The following is a 16,222-nucleotide window of genomic DNA, read 5'->3' on the forward strand; positions in this document are numbered from 1 at the left end:
CGCAAATACAGGCCATGTATGTAACCGTTTACATTTTAAAAAAATATATAAAAATCAGTATAAATTAAATTGAATATTTATGCATTTATATTTAGTAGAAATAAAAAAGACCCCTTAACAAAAGGGGTCTTTTTTGTATATTTTATTCAATTATTGACCATATCATATGCTTTTATCGTTTCTAAAAAAGCTGCTCCGTACTTTTCAAGCTTGTTGGATCCGACTCCATTTACTTCTAAAAATTCTTCGCTGTTTTTAGGTCTTCTTGAACACATATCCTGCAAAGTTTTATCGGAGAATATAACAAATGGAGGAACTCCTGCTTCATCCGCCAAAGTTTTGCGGATTTTCCGCAATTCTTCAAACAATGGATCGTTGTCTGCAATCTGCTTGGTGGCAACCGCTCCTTTTCGGAGCACTTTTCTTTTGCCTAATAACACATCACGACCGCCATCCGGCACATAGATAGTCGGGAAAGATCCTTGTTCTACGGCCAGCAATTCTTGGGAAATCATAAACTCGATTAAATTCGCCACTTCTTTTGCGCTGTGATGCTTCAAAATGCCGTAAGTTGATAATTTATCAAAACCGAAGTCGATGACTTTTTTATTTCGGGAACCTGTCAACACTTGAGCCGTCATCATCTTTCCGAATTTCTGCCCCATCCGGATGACACAAGACAAGACCATTTGCACATCCGTTGTCACGTCCATACTTTCCCGGTCATCGTTGCAGCTGCTGCAATGTCCGCAAGGCTCAGCAGTTTTATCGCCAAAGTAATGGATGATAAACTGCTGAAGGCAATTTTCCGTATGGCAATAGTCGACCATCCCTTGAAGTTTCACCAATTCTCCCGGAATACGGCTTGGATCTTGGGCTTGATCGATGAGAAAACGCTGGGTCTGCACGTCTTGTGAAGCATATAAGACGATGCATTCACTCGGCAGTCCGTCACGGCCTGCACGCCCTGCCTCCTGATAGTAGCTTTCCATATTCTTCGGCAGCTGATAGTGGATGACATAACGGATATTCGATTTATCAATGCCCATCCCGAACGCATTGGTGGCTATCATCACAGTCACTTCATCGTTCAAGAAGCGTTCTTGTCCATTCTTCCGTTCCATATCCGGCATCCCTGCATGATACCTTGCAGCTTTGACGCCTTTTTTGATCAGCATCTCGTAAACCGAATCGACCGTTTTTCGGGTAGCGGCATATATAATGCCCGCTTCCTTTTCATTTTTTTGGACGTACTCTTTCACAAACCGATCGCGGTCCTGCCCTTGCACAACAGAAAACGTTAAATTCGCACGTTCAAAACCGGTCATGATCGTATGCTGTTCTTCAATATTTAAAATACGGCAAATATCTTCACGGACTTGAGGCGTTGCAGTAGCTGTCAATGCCAACACAGTCGGATTATTCGGGAACAACTCCATCATTCTGCTGATCAAGCGATAGCTTGGGCGGAAATCATGCCCCCACTGCGAAATACAATGCGCTTCATCGACTGCAATCAGCGGCACATGGACGCCTTGCAATTCGTTTAAAAACATTTCCGAATCCAGGCGTTCCGGTGCGATATATAATAATTTCACAGCGCCGCGTTGGACGTCATATAAAATTTCACGAACTTCTTCAAAATCCAGCGAGCTATTAATATACGCAGCCGGAATTCCAGCCGCCAGCAAAGAATCCACTTGGTCTTTCATCAAGGAAATCAATGGCGATACGACAATTGTCGTCCCTTCCATAACAAGTGCAGGAATTTGATAGCACATCGACTTCCCGCCGCCTGTCGGCATGACACAGATAGAATTATTCCCTTCAAAAACCTGGGAAATCGCTTGTTCCTGACCTAGCCGAAATGACTCGTATCCAAAATACGACTGCAATATTTTTCTTGCTTCTTCCAACAAAATTAAACACTCCTAATACTCGTCTCGTATGAGTAGCTTATCATATTTCCTTCCCTTTTTCTTGCGCCAGAATCCCTCTTTGCACGCCCGGTGATCAACTAAAAACAACCTAAGAGCATAGGCTCTCAGGTTGTTTTCGCTTTCATTCCACTTTTTCCAACAGAAAAAAGAATGGTTTCTTATCCCCTTTCCAATCCATCATTCCTACCAGGAGCTGTTCATTCACTTTACGAAAATGATCGTGAATCGGCAGGTTGTCGTAAATCATGGCTGCACTTAAAACACCTCTATGCTTCACCATCCGGATCCGCGCTTTGCCCCCAGCTGCTTTCAGAAGCTTTCGCTTGTCCATCAGCGGAACAGGATCCATCGCCACAACTTCTCCATTCGACATCTCAAACAATAAAGGATCCACATTTTCAGCGTCATGGAAAGCTTTGCCGTACCAATTCAACTCGCTTAATACGCCGTCTAATGGGTGGCCGGTCGGAAATTCCCTGCCTTTCCATGTGCCGATCAGCTCTTCCAAGTTTACTGTTTCTAATCCATCATAGAGCCGGCAAGCGGTGTGCGTGTCTGATCCGCCCGCCGCTAGAATCGCCCAAAACTCACTGTTCGCTTCCATCTCTGACACTCCTCTAGATTTCCATCTCCCAGCGTTTCGCTTCTTCTTCCTTCATTTGCTTTTCGGTTTCCTCTGGATAAGCTGTACGGAATTTATGAGAATCAAGCGGGATGACTTCCACCATTTTCGCTATCATATCAGCGGGATCGTATTGGTCTTCCAATGCTTTATCCGCTTCTTCCATATCTTCTTTTTTCGTGAAATGGATTTTCTCGTCATACCATTTCCATTTTGCTTCCGCACTGCGATCATTAAACCCTGTAGCGAAAGCCCCGGGATTAATGGTTGCCACTTTTACGCCAAATCCTTCAAGTTCTTTTTGCATCGTCGTTGCAATCGCTTCAATTGCATGTTTAGTAGCCGTGTACGGCCCCACGTAAGGCGTTGCCATAATCCCAGCCATCGAAGACATGAAAATAATTTTCCCTTCACCTTTTGCTACAAATTTCTGTGCCGCAATTTGAGCTGTTTCAAGCGTACTGAACACATTCACTTCAAATAATTCACGGAAATTTCTCATCGGCACTTCGCCAAGAGGCCCGCCTTCATTCACAGCGGCATTGGCCACAAATATATCAAAATCGTAATCAAGCATTTGAGCAAGGTCCTGCGGGTTTTTAATATCCATTTTGAATACTTCAAGTTCGACTCCGCAGCTTTAGCATCTTCTCTTAAAGCTGTAACTTGCGGTGCTGTTTCAACAGGTGCTATGACTCGATGGCCTTTTTCAGCCAGTCCTAAAGCTGCCCCTTTGCCTAATCCGCTTCCTGCTCCGGTAATAAATATTGTCTTTGACATACAATCGTCCTCCTAGCAATCTTTTCTTCTATCATTCTTCTTCCCTTCCGCTAAAGAGATAAACAACCATTTCCGAAAGATGTGGCCAGCAGCAATTGACTTCCTTCTATAATATAGTCCTTATTTATGGAGTAAATGCTTTTTAGAAACAACCGGCATAGTTTATCCGCTATCACCATTAAGAAGAACTCTTTACCACTTGTGTCTTTACAAACCAATCGTAAAGGGTTTGTTTTCTTTTTGAAAAAATCGCTGTCGTTAGATAACTAAACATAAGAACATATACGAAGCCGCCAACCACCATATAAAAAACCGGAACCGGATCATTTCCAAGAACCATTAAACGATAGACGAGGAAATGCGATAGTTCCCATGGGACAAACTTCAAGAGATTTTGGATAGCAGACCGAAGCAAGCCAGGCTTTTGGCCATCTAAAGTGACTACACGTATTTTCATCTTCCTTTTTCCAAAGGTCTGCCCTTTGCCAAGGCTATCAAAAGCGGCGAAATAAATTGTGACTGGAAGTGTGACCATAAGAAATCCAGTAAATTGGGCAACTTCTAAAGATCCTTGAAAAAAGCTTTGGAGAGAAGGGAAAATAAAAACAGTAAGCACCATGAGTGAAAGAAGATATCCGGCAATCAACAGATAATCAATCAGAGACGCTTTAAATCGCTGAATGACAGAAACGTTCATCGACCATCCTCCTCTGTTAAACTGGGGAACAGCAAAAAACGCCTACCTTAATTGAAGTAGGCGTTTTCATGAAATTGATCCATATGGCTCACGAACTTGCCGCTCCGTAACTCCCCATGCGACGTTTGACTTGTATATAAGAAGCAGCTTCAGCAATTTCAGTTTTATCCAAGGGCTTATTATCCAGCATTAAATTATACTCTTCGATAGCGGCAGCATTTTGAAGATCCAAGTCAATGACTCTTTCAGACCGGTCTAGCAAGAGGTCAACAGACACGTCAAAGAAATCAGCAAGACGAGAAAGATGGCTGACCGTTATCTGTTTTTTGCCGCTCTCATAGGCCCAAACAGTGCTTTTGGCAAAACCGATCTTCTCCGCCATTTCTTCTGGTGACAGCTTTTTCGCTTCTCTTAAATCCCTGATTTTCTTCCCTAGATCATTCATAATACTTTATCTCCTTTTAAATTAAATTCTAACTATTTTAAATATAATGTATATTAAAATTTTTTTCAAGATATTTCTATATATTTCTATAATTTATTTAAAAAAATTTGTACAACTAGTGAACAAAATCGTTATACAAATAATTGAAATTTCAATATTTTTGGAAAATAAAAGAAAAAATATTTTTTCCAAAATCCAATAATACGTCTGAATACAAATTATTCAAAATCAAATAATTATTTCAATAAAGCTTATCTATTTTAAAAATCATTATTAAATATCATTATTAACCTATAACATAGGCTTTTTTCCCAATTTGTAGATTTATTTTGATTTTTGGACCTAAAAAAAGTATTATAGTAACATACATTAAAAGGGGGTTGTAAGATGTCTGACAAATATAGTCGCGAAGACATCGTGAACAGTGTTCCTCAAAAAGGATTTTTTGGCCATCCAAAAGGCCTGTTCACACTATTTTTCACTGAATTTTGGGAGCGTTTTTCTTACTATGGAATGAGAGCAATTCTTGTTTACTATATGTATTACGAACTTTCTCAAGGCGGACTCGGGCTTGACCGTACAGTAGCTCTTTCAATCATGTCTATTTATGGTTCGCTTGTATATATGTCGGGAATTATCGGAGGATGGCTTGCCGATCGAGTTTTCGGAACATCAAAAGCCGTTTTCTACGGTGGTATCCTCATCATGCTTGGACATATCGCTTTAGCGATTCCTGGCAGTTTGTCTCTATTCTTCGTTTCAATGGTCTTAATCGTACTCGGAACCGGCTTATTGAAGCCGAACGTTTCCAGTGTGGTTGGTGAAATCTATGCAGAAAACGATGACCGCCGGGATGCCGGTTTCAGCATCTTCTATATGGGGATCAACCTCGGGGCATTTATCGCACCTTTGATCGTCGGTACTGTCGGAATGGATATCAACTTCCACCTTGGCTTTAGTATTGCCGCTGTCGGTATGTTCTTAGGTTTAGTGCTTTTCATGGTTACAAAAAAGAAAAACCTTGGTTTAGCCGGTACAATTGTCCACAATCCGCTAACGCCAGCTGAAAAATCAAGAACGATCAAGATTTTCTCTGTTGCAGCTGTTGTAATTGCTGCAGTGGTCATTTTAGGTCTTCAATATGGTTTCTTGACATTCGATAGTTTCATCGCGACTGTAGGTATTTTGGGTATTTTAATCCCTACCGCTTACTTTATCGTGATGTATCGCAGCAAGAAGACGAACGAAGTGGAACGCTCACGCCTGATTGCGTATATTCCTTTGTTCATTGCTGCAGTTATGTTCTGGTCGATCCAAGAACAGGGATCGACAATTTTAGCTGCTTACGCAGATACACGGACTGACTTGGAATTTGCAGGCATTACGATTTCACCTGCTTGGTTCCAGTCGCTGAATCCATTATTCATCATTACGCTAGCGCCTGTATTTGCTTGGTTATGGGTAAGACTAGGGACGCGCCAACCGTCAATTCCGCAGAAATTCTCACTCGGTCTTCTGTTTGCCGGATTGTCGTTCCTGGTTATCCTTTTGCCAGCTTATTTCGGTGGAACAGATGCTTTAGTAAACCCATTATGGCTGGTACTCAGCTATCTGATCGTCGTTCTTGGTGAACTATGCTTGTCGCCGGTCGGTTTATCCGCTACGACAAAATTAGCGCCATCCGCTTTCTCAGCACAGACAATGAGCTTATGGTTCTTGTCCAATGCCGCTGCCCAAGCAATCAACGCTCAATTGGTTAAATTCTATACCGTTGAAAACGAAATGATGTATTTCGGAATCATCGGCGGTGCTTCTATTGCACTAAGTATTCTTCTATTCTTGGCTGCTCCTGCAATCCAGCGCTATATGAAAGGCGTTCGCTAGACTTCCAAATTATTACAAAACCCCTGAAGCAACCGCTTCAGGGGTTTTGTTTTTTATTCTACTATATCAATTTCAATCAATTTCCAGTCCTAATTGTCTTGCGAAAGCTAAGGCTTGCGGTTCCGACACTTTGCAGCCTGCCAATTTTTCAATGGTCACTTGAATGTTTTCAAACGCGTTGCTGCTCAAATCTACCCCATTTAAGCTGGTTTCCACAAAATTCACATCATTCATGTCGCAGCCGTTGAATTCGGTCTGCTTCAACTCCGCTTCATAAAAATCAGCATACCGCATCAACGAACTTTCAAAGCGTGATGTGTTGCAGAGCGAAAAACCGAAAGTGGCATAATTTAAAACGCAGTCTTTGAATAAAGTATGGCGGATGCCTGCTTCAGCAAAATTCGTACCGACCAGTTTTGAGTTGTGAAATTCGGTCCGATGAAAAACAGATCGGCTAAAGTCTGCATTTGATAAATCGCAATTTATGAATTGCACGTCGATAAATTCACTGCGCGGCCATTGGACTTCCAGAAAGTTCACATTCTCAAATATCACTTTGTCGATATGCAGCGCTTCTTCCGCTTCGTATTCGATTGTCTCCTGCGAGATTTTGCAATCCGTTAAATAATGGTCATCCAATGCTGACTGAAACGTTTTAACAGTCAGGTTTTCAGAAATAAGCGGTTCAGATCTTTTCGATTTTCTCACAGAATTTCTCCTTTAATTGATAAACGGCCGCTCAATTGGCAGCGGCCGTTTATTTACGGTTGATTATTTTGGAACAGTTTGGCGGTTAAGGCATGAATTGACGACAGTCGGTTCTACAATTCGGTCATCCGTCACTTCCACTTGATGCAATTTGTTGTTGTGCATAAACTTGAAAATCCCGTTGTTGAAATCCGTTCCAATATCTTTGAAGAAGATGCCTTCGTATTGGCATTCTCTTGTTTGGGAGAAACTGATTTTGTAAGTGTCTGCATCTTTCACTAAATAACAGCGGACGCCTTTTTCAAATTCTTCATGATCTTCTCCTTTAATGCTCCGGTCAACTGAAACTACATGGAAATCTGCAAAAGGGATTTCACGCAGCAGCGAGTTCATAAACGAACCTTTTGTAATTTCTTCCCATCGGCTTTTAGCCGTCTGTCCGACGATGATCTGTGTGATATTCAAATCATGTGCCACTTCCGCGATGACTTTTGCGGAGGGGCGTTTTTCATTGTCCCGGATTATGAATTCTTCCGCTTCATATTCTTCAGCTAATTCTTTCCAGCGTTCAACATATTCGGATTTCTCCGCGTCAAACTCATCAAATGGAAGCGAATCGACAGTTAAAATATACAGTGGGCAGTCAAGCATGCTTGAGAGTTTATGGCCGCGGTTAATCAAACGTTCACCATTTGGTCCATAAAACACACACACCAATATGCTTTCATCCATCCGTCCTCTAATTTTTTTCATTATCTGTACCCCTCCAGGGATTAATATTCGTAAGCCGCAATTTCAAAACTATGAAATTATACTGCGGATCTTAATAAAAATCAAGGGTTTATACTTTTTGTGTTTCACCTTAATTTTGTTCCGTTTTTTATCGCTTAATCTGTACCATATCGAAGTTATCAAGTGAAAGCAAGCCCTATTTCCTGTATAATTTATTCTATATGGCTTTGTGTCTTTATGGAGTCTTTTGTCTTTCTATTCCCTTTGAAAACATTTATTCTTTGCGTTACATATCTATTTCCCGTTTTGCCGTTTTTTATTCTGTTTCAGGAGGTTCACTTTATGCATCTATTGATTTTCGCAATCTTAATTCCATTCTTTGCGGCCGCCCTCATCCCTCTTCTTTATAGGCGGGTCGGAAAGTTAAATATCGGTTGGTTTGTTCTCATTGTGCCATTGATATTATTCATCATTTTCGCTCTACGGATTCCGGATATTTCTGCAGGCGACACGATCGCCTCAACATTGGAATGGATTCCCTCGCTGGGCATCAACTTCTCCATCTATTTGGACGGCCTCAGCTTAATTCTCGCGTTGTTGATCACGGGTATGGGAAGCTTGGTCATTCTCTACTCCATCTATTATCTATCTCCATATGACTCATTGCCGCATTTCTATGCTTATTTGCTTCTTTTCATGGGCGCCATGCTAGGAGTCGTACTTTCCGACAACTTGCTTGTGCTTTATGTATTCTGGGAGTTGACAAGCATATCCTCTTTTCTATTAATCGCTTTTTGGTTCCACCGCAAAAATTCACGCTACGGTGCCCAAAAATCTTTATTGATTACTGTATTCGGCGGTTTTGGGATGTTAGCGGGTTTTATCATGCTTCATACGATGACAGACACTTTCAGTGTCCGTGAAATTGCTGCAACGATCAGCCAGTACACAGACCACGCACTCTTTTATCCAGCCATGTTCCTTGTGCTGCTCGGTGCATTCACTAAATCAGCCCAATTCCCTTTCCACATTTGGCTCCCTGACGCTATGGAAGCTCCTACACCCGTCAGCGCTTATCTGCATTCCGCTACGATGGTAAAAGCCGGCATCTATTTGGTCGCGCGGTTTACGCCTGTCTTCGGCGGCACTTCTGCTTGGTTCTGGACAGTCACATTGGTTGGGCTGGTCACACTGTTCTGGGGTTCTTTCTGTGCAGTTCGCCAAACGGATTTAAAAGCATTGCTCGCGTATTCCACTATCAGCCAATTAGGATTGATCATGAGCTTATTCGGAATGGGGTCAGCGGCGCTTTATTTCGGCGATGGCAGCGATGGCGCTTTATACGGACTCGCGACTTTCGCCGCTCTTTTCCACCTAGTCAACCATTCCACATTCAAAGGCGCGCTCTTTATGGTTGTCGGCATTGTCGATCACCAGGTTGGTACGCGGATATCCGGCGTTTAGGCGGCTTGATTTCGTTTCTCCCGATTACCTTCACGTTTGCTATGATCGGCAGCTTCTCAATGGCTGGACTTCCTTTCTTCAATGGATTTTTAAGCAAAGAGATGTTCTTTACAGCGTCTCTCAATTCGACCACGCTTCCGATTTTTTCAGCAGGCACGTGGGGCTGGCTAATTCCGGTGATTGCTTGGACAGCCAGTGTCCTGACTTTCGTCTATTGTATGATTATCGTATTCCGGACTTTCCTTGGAAAGCCGCAGCTGAAAAAACTGGATAAAAAACCAGTGGAACCGGCGATCGGGATGCTGATTTCTCCAGCAATTCTATCTATTTTAATTGTTGGCATCTTTTTTGCCCCGAACCTATTGGGAGACTATCTGCTCCGTCCGGCATTAGGCGGTGTACTGCCTGGAATTACTGGAGCAGCCCCCCATATTACGGCTTGGCACGGTTTCCAGCCGGAACTCTGGATGACGCTTGGCGTTATCGTAGTCGGCAGTATTCTATTCGCAACTTTCCGCTACTGGAAAAGAATTTATACGTTCATTCCGGATACTTGGACGTTCAATAATCTGTACAACCGTTTCTTAGCCGGATTGGAAAACAACTCAAATACGTTGACTTCCCTTTATATGACGGGTTATTTGCCGCATTATTTCGCTTATATCTTCACCTTCTTCATTTTAGTAGCAGGCGGCACTTTAGTGTTTACCGGAGCTTTATCCATCGATTTTTCCAACGATGCGCCTGTTAGCCCTTATGAATTTTTGTTGGTGTTGGTCATGATGATTGCCGCTGTAGCAATCTTATTTGTAAAATCACGATTGACTTCTATCTTGCTGAACGGCGTCCTTGGATTTTCCATTGCGATTTTCTTTGTATTATTCCGCGCGCCGGATTTAGCGTTGACCCAATTGGTCATTGAAACCGTTACGACTGTTCTTTTCCTGCTATGCTTCTATTTCTTGCCGGAACTGAAAAAAGACATAATTCCGAGAAACGCCAAAATACGCAATGCCATTATTGCTGTTGCTGGCGGGGCTACTGTCGTTTTGATCGCTCTTTCTGTGCATAGCGGAAAACTATTTGAATCCATTTCCAGCTATTTTGAAAATTCATATGAACTGGCTGGCGGAAAAAATATCGTCAATGCAATTTTAGGCGATTTCCGCGGCTTTGATACGATGCTCGAATCTCTTGTACTTTTCATCGCGGGCATCGGGGTATATACCTTGATTCGGATTAAAAGCGGAAAGGAGCCGAAAAAAAATGAAGATAAATGATGTCATTTTAAAAACGGTCTCCAAAGCTGCCGTCCTGATTATTTTCACGTTTGGCATCTACCTTTTCCTATCCGGCCATAATGAGCCGGGCGGAGGGTTTATCGGCGGGCTTGTCCTTGCTTCTGCCTTTGTTCTCTTATTCTTGTCTCACGATTCGGAAACGATCAGTGATGCCATCCCACTCGACTTCAAGAAAATTTCAGCTTTGGGGGTCTTAATCGCTTTCGCGAGCAGCACGGTTCCGATGTTTTTCGGACAGCCGTTCATGAGCCAGTCTTTCGGCTATTTCGACTTGCCGATCTTCGGCAAAACAGAACTTGCGACCGTGACCGTTTTCGAAGCTGGGGTTGCACTGACGGTTATCGGTGTTGTCGTAAATATTATCTTTAGCATAAGTGAGGATGAGTAGCCGATGGAAACCTTAATCATATTATTGGTCGGCGTCCTTACAGCTGTCGCCATCTATCTAGTTTTATCTAAAAGTTTGATCCGCGTCATTTTAGGTACTGCCATCTTTTCCCATGCTGTCCATCTATTGATTTTATCTATGGGCGGCTTGAAAAAAGGCACGGTGCCGCTTCTCGGCGAAGAAGCGCCAAGCTATGTCGATGCCTTGCCGCAAGCTTTGATTTTGACGGCCATCGTCATCAGTTTTGCCGTTACAGCTTTCATTCTTGTTTTGGCCTTCCGTGCTTATCAAGAACTTGGCACGGATGACTTGGAAGAAATGAGAGGTGTAAATGATGAATAATATAGTCTTGCTTCCCATGCTTTTGCCGATTCTGGTAGGAGTGGTGTTAATATTCTTACGTGCTTACGGGCGCGTTCAGGCTTGGTTCAGTATCGGCGTCATGGCGGTCAGTGCCGGAATTGCCTTTTACTTATTGGAACAAGTTCAGACAAATGGAATCCTTAGGCTGGATTTCGGTGGCTGGGAGCCGCCTTTCGGTATATTGTTTGTGGCAGACTCTTTTTCCTTGCTTCTTGTTCTGACCACTGCCATTGTCGCTACGATTATCCTATTGTATGCCATGTTTTCAGCTGGAAAATTTCTGCAGACAACTTATTTCTATCCGACCATTCTTTTCTTGATAGCCGGCGTCAACGGATCTTTTTTAACCGGTGACTTGTTCAATCTATTTGTCTGTTTTGAAGTGATGCTTTTGTCTTCATATGTTCTCCTTACACTTGGGGGCAATAAACGGCAGCTTCGTGAAGCAATCAAATATGTAGTCATTAACATCGTTTCTTCCTGGTTCTTCTTGGTGGCTTTAGCGTATCTCTACGGAGCTGTCGGCACTTTGAATATGGCACATGTTTCCGTCAGAGTGGCCGAGGCCGGACAAGGTCCGCTTCTCACCACAGTCAGCATCATCTTTTTAATTGTTTTCAGCTTAAAAGCCGGATTGCTTCTTTACTTTTGGCTCCCTGGTTCGTATAGTGCACCTCCCGCTGTCACTTCAGCATTATTTGGAGCTTTGCTGACGAAAGTCGGGATTTATGCATTATTCCGTGTATTTTCATTGATTTTCTACCATCAGCCGGAAATTACGCATACGATTATCGGGGCGATGGCGGCGCTAACTTTAGTTGGCGGAAGCCTCGGGGCTATCGCCTTCAATGATATCCGTAAAATTGCCGCTTACAATGTGGTCATCGCTGTTGGCTTTATCTTAGTCGGCTTGGCCGTTTCGACTCCGAATGCGGTCGAAGGAGCGATTTACTACCTGATTCACGATATGGTGATCAAGGCATTATTATTCTTGTTAGTCGGCACGATCATTTCATTAACCGGTACTGCCATGCTCGATAAAATGAGTGGATTGATGAAAAACTATCCGTTACTTGGCTGGTCTTTCTTCATTACGATGCTTTCATTAGCCGGAGTACCGCCGCTTAGTGGATTCATCGGGAAAGTGCTGGTTTCAGAAGGAGCTGTCGAAAGCGGCTCTTATGGATTGTTGACGCTTGCTCTGCTGTCCAGCCTTTTTGTCCTGTACTCATTGCTGCGAATCTTCAAAAACAGCTTTTGGGGCGAGACCATCGTCAGCAAGGAAGATCAAGTGCCTTTGAAGAAGACGCTTTTGATCCCCTGCCTACTGCTGGTATTGCTGACTGTCGGCCTTGGACTCGGTACAGAATTGATTTCCGGTTATGTAACCGACGCAGCTGAAACCCTTCTCAACCCGGATATCTACATCGATGCAGTGATGGGAGGCGGCGAATCATGATATGGATATGCTCGCCCGCTGCGATGAAAGGAGTGGATGCACATGCCTGCACAGTTCCTGATTAATATTATGATTGCGTTTCTATGGACATTATTGATGGATGAAGATGCGTTTCATATCTCCACTTTTATCGGCGGTTACTTAACAGGGATCGGAATTCTCTTTCTCATGCACCGATTTTTCGGAACGAAGTTTTATATGATCCGCGTCTACTCGACGATAAAGCTTTTACTGATTTTTATTTCTGAGCTGGCTCAGTCAAGCCTGCTGATCATGAAGCAGATTCTGAGTCCGAAACTCAATATAAGCCCTGGCATTTTCACTTACGAACACAGCATGGAAGGCGATTATGAGTTGACCACATTGGCACTTTTATTGACCTTGACTCCTGGATCCGTCGTAATGGAAGTTTCACCCGATGGCAAAACTTTTTACATTCACGCGATGGATGTGGAAGAATCACGGGATTCTGTATTAAAATCAATCAAAGTTTTTGAAAAAGCAATTATGGAGGTGACTCGCGGATGATACAAACAATCTTAACTATTGCCTTATCGCTTTTCTGTTTAGCGATCCTATTGGCTCTTTACCGCATCATTGTAGGGCCATCGATGCCAGACCGTGTTGTCGCTTTGGATATGATTGGTGTTAACCTTATCTCCGGTGTTGCAGTTTTTTCTGTCGTGCTCCATACACATGCTTTTTTGGAAGTTATTTTGATTGTCGGGATATTGGCTTTTATCAGTACCCTGGCACTCGCCCGCTTTGTTGAGAGGGGGGATATCGTTGAGCATAAGAGAAATAATTGAATTCGCAGGTGTTCTTCTGATTCTCATCGGTTCGATAATGGCTGTCATCAGCGCTATCGGAATCCTTCGGCTGCCTGACGTTTATACGCGATCCCACGCCGCAACGAAAAGCTCTACTTTAGCCGTATTGCTTTCATTAATCGGCACGTTCATTTACTTTTGGGCATCTGAGGATTTTATCAGCGTCCGGCTTTTGCTCGGTATCACCTTTGTCTTTTTAACCGCTCCGGTGGCTGGCCATTTGATTACAAGGGCAGCTTATCGCTCGAATGTTAAATTATCCGAAAGTTCCACGGAAGATGCGTTAGAGAATGTGATTGCAAGACCTCAAAATACGGACAATAAAAGCGGCGAATCCTAAAAGGAACGCCGCTTTTTCTATTGTCATGAACACTTGGAAGGTTATGGATTTCTTCTCTTTATCACGTTTACACCAAAATTGATAAGGGAATACCAAAACAAACGAGCGGTGAAGGAGTGTTGAGATGGAAAATGTGAAGGATACTTTCAAAGAAGTAGCCGCTGCTATTCTCCCCGTCACGATTGTCGTCATCCTTTTACAGCTGACAATCATCCGATTGCCTTTAGAGGCTTTGCTGCAATTTTTGATTGGCGCTGCATTTGTCAGCATCGGTTTTTTCTCTTTTTGCTCGGCGTAACTGCCGGTCTTCTGCCTGTCGGTGAAATGATCGGCAAACGATTGCCGAAAACGAAGAAATCCTGGCTTATCATCGGCACCGGCTTTTTGCTCGGCTTGGCGGTCACAATCGCAGAGCCGGATGTCCGGGTGCTTGCCAAGCAAATTGACCAAGTTTCTGGCGGCGGTATCAGTGCCGGAATATTAATCCTCTCAGTTGCCCTTGGCTTGGCGATTTTTGTCGCATTAGCCATGGTACGGACAATCTACAGCATCCCTATCCATTATTTGCTGATTGGCGGATACATCGCTGTATTTGCTTTGTCGATGTTCGTTCCAGATGCTTTTGTCTCGATTTCTTTCGATGCCGGCGGAGTGACAACAGGGCCAATGGCCGTTCCTTTCATCCTCGCGCTCGGTGTCGGTGTAGCGTCCGTTTTACGCACAAACTCCTCTTCTGCCAGTGAAGGCTTCGGCCTTATCGGGCTAGCCTCCATAGGGCCTGTCCTGGCGATTATGATTTTGGGGGTGCTATTTCAGTGAACCTTCATGTGTTTGATGGATTTTCACAAATCCTCGAAGAAGTTGGCATTGCGCTTGTCCCCTTATTTATCTTCTTTGCTCTCTTCCAGGTTTTCATGCTTAAACTGCCTAAACAACGGGTATTGCAAATATTACTCGGATTCTTCTTAACTTTTCTCGGATTGGCTTTCTTCCTTCAAGGCGTTCATGTGGGCTTTTTCCCAATTGGCGAAATGATGGGAAAAACACTCGGGGAAAAGTCAGCCACCTGGATTCTTATTCCCATAGGATTCATTCTCGGTTTTGTAGCAACCTTTGCGGAACCAGCAGTTAGCATCATGAATGATGAAGTCGACCGGGTGACCGGAGGGTATATCTCTCAAAAAATGATGCTATATACCGTTTCGATTGGCGTCGGATTGTCTGTCGCTCTTTCTATGTTCCGCATTCTTTCCGGCGTTTCGCTTTGGTATTTTCTCATCCCGGGCTACTTGCTGGCCCTGGTTCTAATTTTCTTTTCCGAGAAAATTTTCATCGCTATCGCTTTTGACTCTGGAGGAGTTTCTACGGGACCGATGACTGTGACGTTCATTTCGGCTATGGCCGTCGGTGTGGCTTCTGTCACCGAAGGCCGGGATCCGCTATCAGACGGGTTTGGCTTGATTGCTTTGGTCGCATTGACACCCATATTGGCGGTTCTCATTTTGGGGCTGATTTTCAAGAGTAAAGGTGGGGCTAAAAAAAATGAACCTGAATCATAGATTGATGATTGCTGTTGTTAAACGCGGACATTCGAGAGAAGTAATCGCTGCTGCTAAAAAAGCAGGGGCTGACGGGGCCACTATTCTATACGGCGAAGGCATTGGACGCAATGAAAAACCTACTTTTCTGGGATTGCCGGCCACACATGAAAAAGATGTGATTTTTATTGCGATTGATGGCACGCTGGTAGATCCAGTGGCTGATGCTGTGACTCAATCCGGGAAACTCGGAAAGCCAGGCCATGGTTTGGGATTCACTGTCCATTTAAGCCAGCTTTTAGGCGTTCCTCATCTCTCCGCCCGGCCAAATGACGGCAAAAAAAAGAAAGGTGGGCAATCGATGCGAGCTGCACATGAACAATTCAATTTGATTGTGACGATCGTTAATAGCGGAGACTCCAGTAAAGTAGTAAAAGCGGCAGCCAAAGCAGGCGCGGAAGGCGGAACGATCCTCACGGGCCGCGGCACCGGCGTCAATGAACAGCAGAAATTCATGAATTTTACGATAGATCCTGAAAAAGATGTGGTATTGACCTTGATACCTGAAGACTACACTGAAGCGGTCATTGAAAGTATCCAGAATGCCATTGACTTATATGCTCCTGGCAAAGGAATCGCTTTCTTAATCGACGTTGAAAAAGTCTTTGGGGTCAATCATTCTTCATTTGACAGCTTCAACCAATAAAAAGCTTGGAATCCTGAAGATTCCA

General features: G+C 43.6%; 15 protein-coding genes and 3 pseudogenes. 11 read left to right on the plus strand and 7 right to left on the minus strand.

The window, feature by feature from the left end; genetic code table 11:
* Nucleotides 1-146: 146 nt before the first annotated feature.
* From recQ to L0M13_RS15590, 5 genes and pseudogenes are all read right to left on the minus strand, one after another.
* Complete coding sequence (gene recQ, locus L0M13_RS15570) at nt 147-1,919, minus strand: DNA helicase RecQ (protein ID WP_235197353.1); 1,773 nt, start codon at nt 1,917-1,919, stop codon at nt 147-149.
* A 142-nt stretch (nt 1,920-2,061) separates the two neighbouring features.
* Nucleotides 2,062-2,544, minus strand: a complete 483-nt coding sequence (locus tag L0M13_RS15575) for a DUF4334 domain-containing protein (RefSeq protein ID WP_235197354.1) — start codon at nt 2,542-2,544, stop codon at nt 2,062-2,064.
* A gap of 13 nt (nt 2,545-2,557) precedes the next feature.
* A pseudogene (locus tag L0M13_RS15580) lies at nt 2,558-3,342 on the minus strand (SDR family oxidoreductase).
* 178 nt (nt 3,343-3,520) lie between these two features.
* Nucleotides 3,521-4,039, minus strand: a complete 519-nt coding sequence (locus L0M13_RS15585; RefSeq protein WP_235197355.1) for an RDD family protein — start codon at nt 4,037-4,039, stop codon at nt 3,521-3,523.
* Nucleotides 4,040-4,127: 88 nt separating this feature from the next.
* The gene (locus L0M13_RS15590) at nt 4,128-4,484 is read right to left on the minus strand and encodes a helix-turn-helix domain-containing protein (RefSeq protein ID WP_235197356.1); all 357 of its coding nucleotides are present in this window, start codon (nt 4,482-4,484) and stop codon (nt 4,128-4,130) included.
* Nucleotides 4,485-4,871: 387 nt separating this feature from the next.
* Between L0M13_RS15590 and L0M13_RS15595 the strand changes: the two genes are divergently transcribed.
* Nucleotides 4,872-6,368: a peptide MFS transporter gene (locus L0M13_RS15595; RefSeq protein ID WP_235197357.1), complete on the plus strand. Its 1,497-nt coding sequence runs from the start codon at nt 4,872-4,874 to the stop codon at nt 6,366-6,368.
* Nucleotides 6,369-6,440: 72 nt separating this feature from the next.
* Here the strand turns inward: L0M13_RS15595 and L0M13_RS15600 are convergent, their stop codons facing one another.
* Nucleotides 6,441-7,076, minus strand: a complete 636-nt coding sequence (locus tag L0M13_RS15600; protein ID WP_235197358.1) for a pentapeptide repeat-containing protein — start codon at nt 7,074-7,076, stop codon at nt 6,441-6,443.
* Nucleotides 7,077-7,139: 63 nt separating this feature from the next.
* On the minus strand, nt 7,140-7,829 hold the full coding sequence (locus L0M13_RS15605; protein ID WP_235197359.1) for a universal stress protein: 690 nt from the start codon (nt 7,827-7,829) through the stop codon (nt 7,140-7,142).
* A 321-nt stretch (nt 7,830-8,150) separates the two neighbouring features.
* On the opposite strand from L0M13_RS15605, the pseudogene L0M13_RS15610 reads away from it, so the two are divergent.
* The 10 genes and pseudogenes from L0M13_RS15610 to L0M13_RS15655 all read left to right on the plus strand — a co-directional run bounded on the left by L0M13_RS15610 (nt 8,151) and on the right by L0M13_RS15655 (nt 16,197).
* A pseudogene (locus L0M13_RS15610) lies at nt 8,151-10,552 on the plus strand (Na+/H+ antiporter subunit A).
* Entirely contained in the window at nt 10,539-10,961 is a 423-nt protein-coding gene (locus L0M13_RS15615; protein WP_052650260.1) for a Na(+)/H(+) antiporter subunit B, read from the plus strand. Before L0M13_RS15610 ends, L0M13_RS15615 begins: the two are co-directional and overlap by 14 nt.
* Nucleotides 10,962-10,964: 3 nt before the next feature.
* Nucleotides 10,965-11,303, plus strand: coding sequence for a Na(+)/H(+) antiporter subunit C (locus L0M13_RS15620; protein ID WP_235197360.1), 339 nt, complete (start codon nt 10,965-10,967; stop codon nt 11,301-11,303).
* Nucleotides 11,296-12,783 (plus strand): Na+/H+ antiporter subunit D, encoded by a 1,488-nt coding sequence (locus tag L0M13_RS15625; RefSeq protein WP_235197361.1) that lies wholly within the window; start codon nt 11,296-11,298, stop codon nt 12,781-12,783. The genes L0M13_RS15620 and L0M13_RS15625 overlap by 8 nt, the downstream gene beginning before the upstream one ends.
* Nucleotides 12,784-12,825: 42 nt before the next feature.
* The gene (locus L0M13_RS15630; RefSeq protein ID WP_235197362.1) at nt 12,826-13,311 is read left to right on the plus strand and encodes a Na+/H+ antiporter subunit E; all 486 of its coding nucleotides are present in this window, start codon (nt 12,826-12,828) and stop codon (nt 13,309-13,311) included.
* Entirely contained in the window at nt 13,308-13,592 is a 285-nt protein-coding gene (locus L0M13_RS15635) for a Na(+)/H(+) antiporter subunit F1 (RefSeq protein WP_235197363.1), read from the plus strand. Before L0M13_RS15630 ends, L0M13_RS15635 begins: the two co-directional genes overlap by 4 nt.
* Complete coding sequence (locus L0M13_RS15640; RefSeq protein WP_260107654.1) at nt 13,570-13,953, plus strand: Na+/H+ antiporter subunit G; 384 nt, start codon at nt 13,570-13,572, stop codon at nt 13,951-13,953. The genes L0M13_RS15635 and L0M13_RS15640 overlap by 23 nt, the downstream gene beginning before the upstream one ends.
* Before the next feature lie 124 nt (nt 13,954-14,077).
* A pseudogene (locus tag L0M13_RS15645) lies at nt 14,078-14,772 on the plus strand (DUF1538 domain-containing protein).
* Nucleotides 14,769-15,512, plus strand: a complete 744-nt coding sequence (locus tag L0M13_RS15650; protein ID WP_235197364.1) for a DUF1538 domain-containing protein — start codon at nt 14,769-14,771, stop codon at nt 15,510-15,512. Before L0M13_RS15645 ends, L0M13_RS15650 begins: the two are co-directional and overlap by 4 nt.
* A complete protein-coding gene (locus L0M13_RS15655; RefSeq protein ID WP_235197365.1) occupies nt 15,496-16,197 on the plus strand; it encodes a P-II family nitrogen regulator in 702 nt (233 codons plus the stop codon). The genes L0M13_RS15650 and L0M13_RS15655 overlap by 17 nt, the downstream gene beginning before the upstream one ends.
* The last annotated feature ends 25 nt before the right edge of the window (nt 16,198-16,222 follow it).

The sequence above is a fragment of the Planococcus sp. 107-1 genome (assembly GCF_021513255.1).
Classification (GTDB): Bacteria; Bacillota; Bacilli; order Bacillales_A; family Planococcaceae; genus Planococcus.

Bases quoted from the DNA above. Each gene is read 5' to 3' on its own strand.
- L0M13_RS15575 (WP_235197354.1), bottom strand. From the start codon at position 2,544: ATGGAAGCGAACAGTGAGTTTTGGGCGATTCTAGCGGCGGGCGGATCA.
- L0M13_RS15585 (WP_235197355.1), bottom strand. From the start codon at position 4,039: ATGAACGTTTCTGTCATTCAGCGATTTAAAGCGTCTCTGATTGATTAT.
- L0M13_RS15590 (WP_235197356.1), bottom strand. From the start codon at position 4,484: ATGAATGATCTAGGGAAGAAAATCAGGGATTTAAGAGAAGCGAAAAAG.
- L0M13_RS15595 (WP_235197357.1), top strand. From the start codon at position 4,872: ATGTCTGACAAATATAGTCGCGAAGACATCGTGAACAGTGTTCCTCAA.
- L0M13_RS15605 (WP_235197359.1), bottom strand. From the start codon at position 7,829: ATGAAAAAAATTAGAGGACGGATGGATGAAAGCATATTGGTGTGTGTG.
- L0M13_RS15615 (WP_052650260.1), top strand. From the start codon at position 10,539: ATGAAGATAAATGATGTCATTTTAAAAACGGTCTCCAAAGCTGCCGTC.
- L0M13_RS15620 (WP_235197360.1), top strand. From the start codon at position 10,965: ATGGAAACCTTAATCATATTATTGGTCGGCGTCCTTACAGCTGTCGCC.
- L0M13_RS15625 (WP_235197361.1), top strand. From the start codon at position 11,296: ATGAATAATATAGTCTTGCTTCCCATGCTTTTGCCGATTCTGGTAGGA.
- L0M13_RS15630 (WP_235197362.1), top strand. From the start codon at position 12,826: ATGCCTGCACAGTTCCTGATTAATATTATGATTGCGTTTCTATGGACA.
- L0M13_RS15635 (WP_235197363.1), top strand. From the start codon at position 13,308: ATGATACAAACAATCTTAACTATTGCCTTATCGCTTTTCTGTTTAGCG.
- L0M13_RS15655 (WP_235197365.1), top strand. From the start codon at position 15,496: ATGAACCTGAATCATAGATTGATGATTGCTGTTGTTAAACGCGGACAT.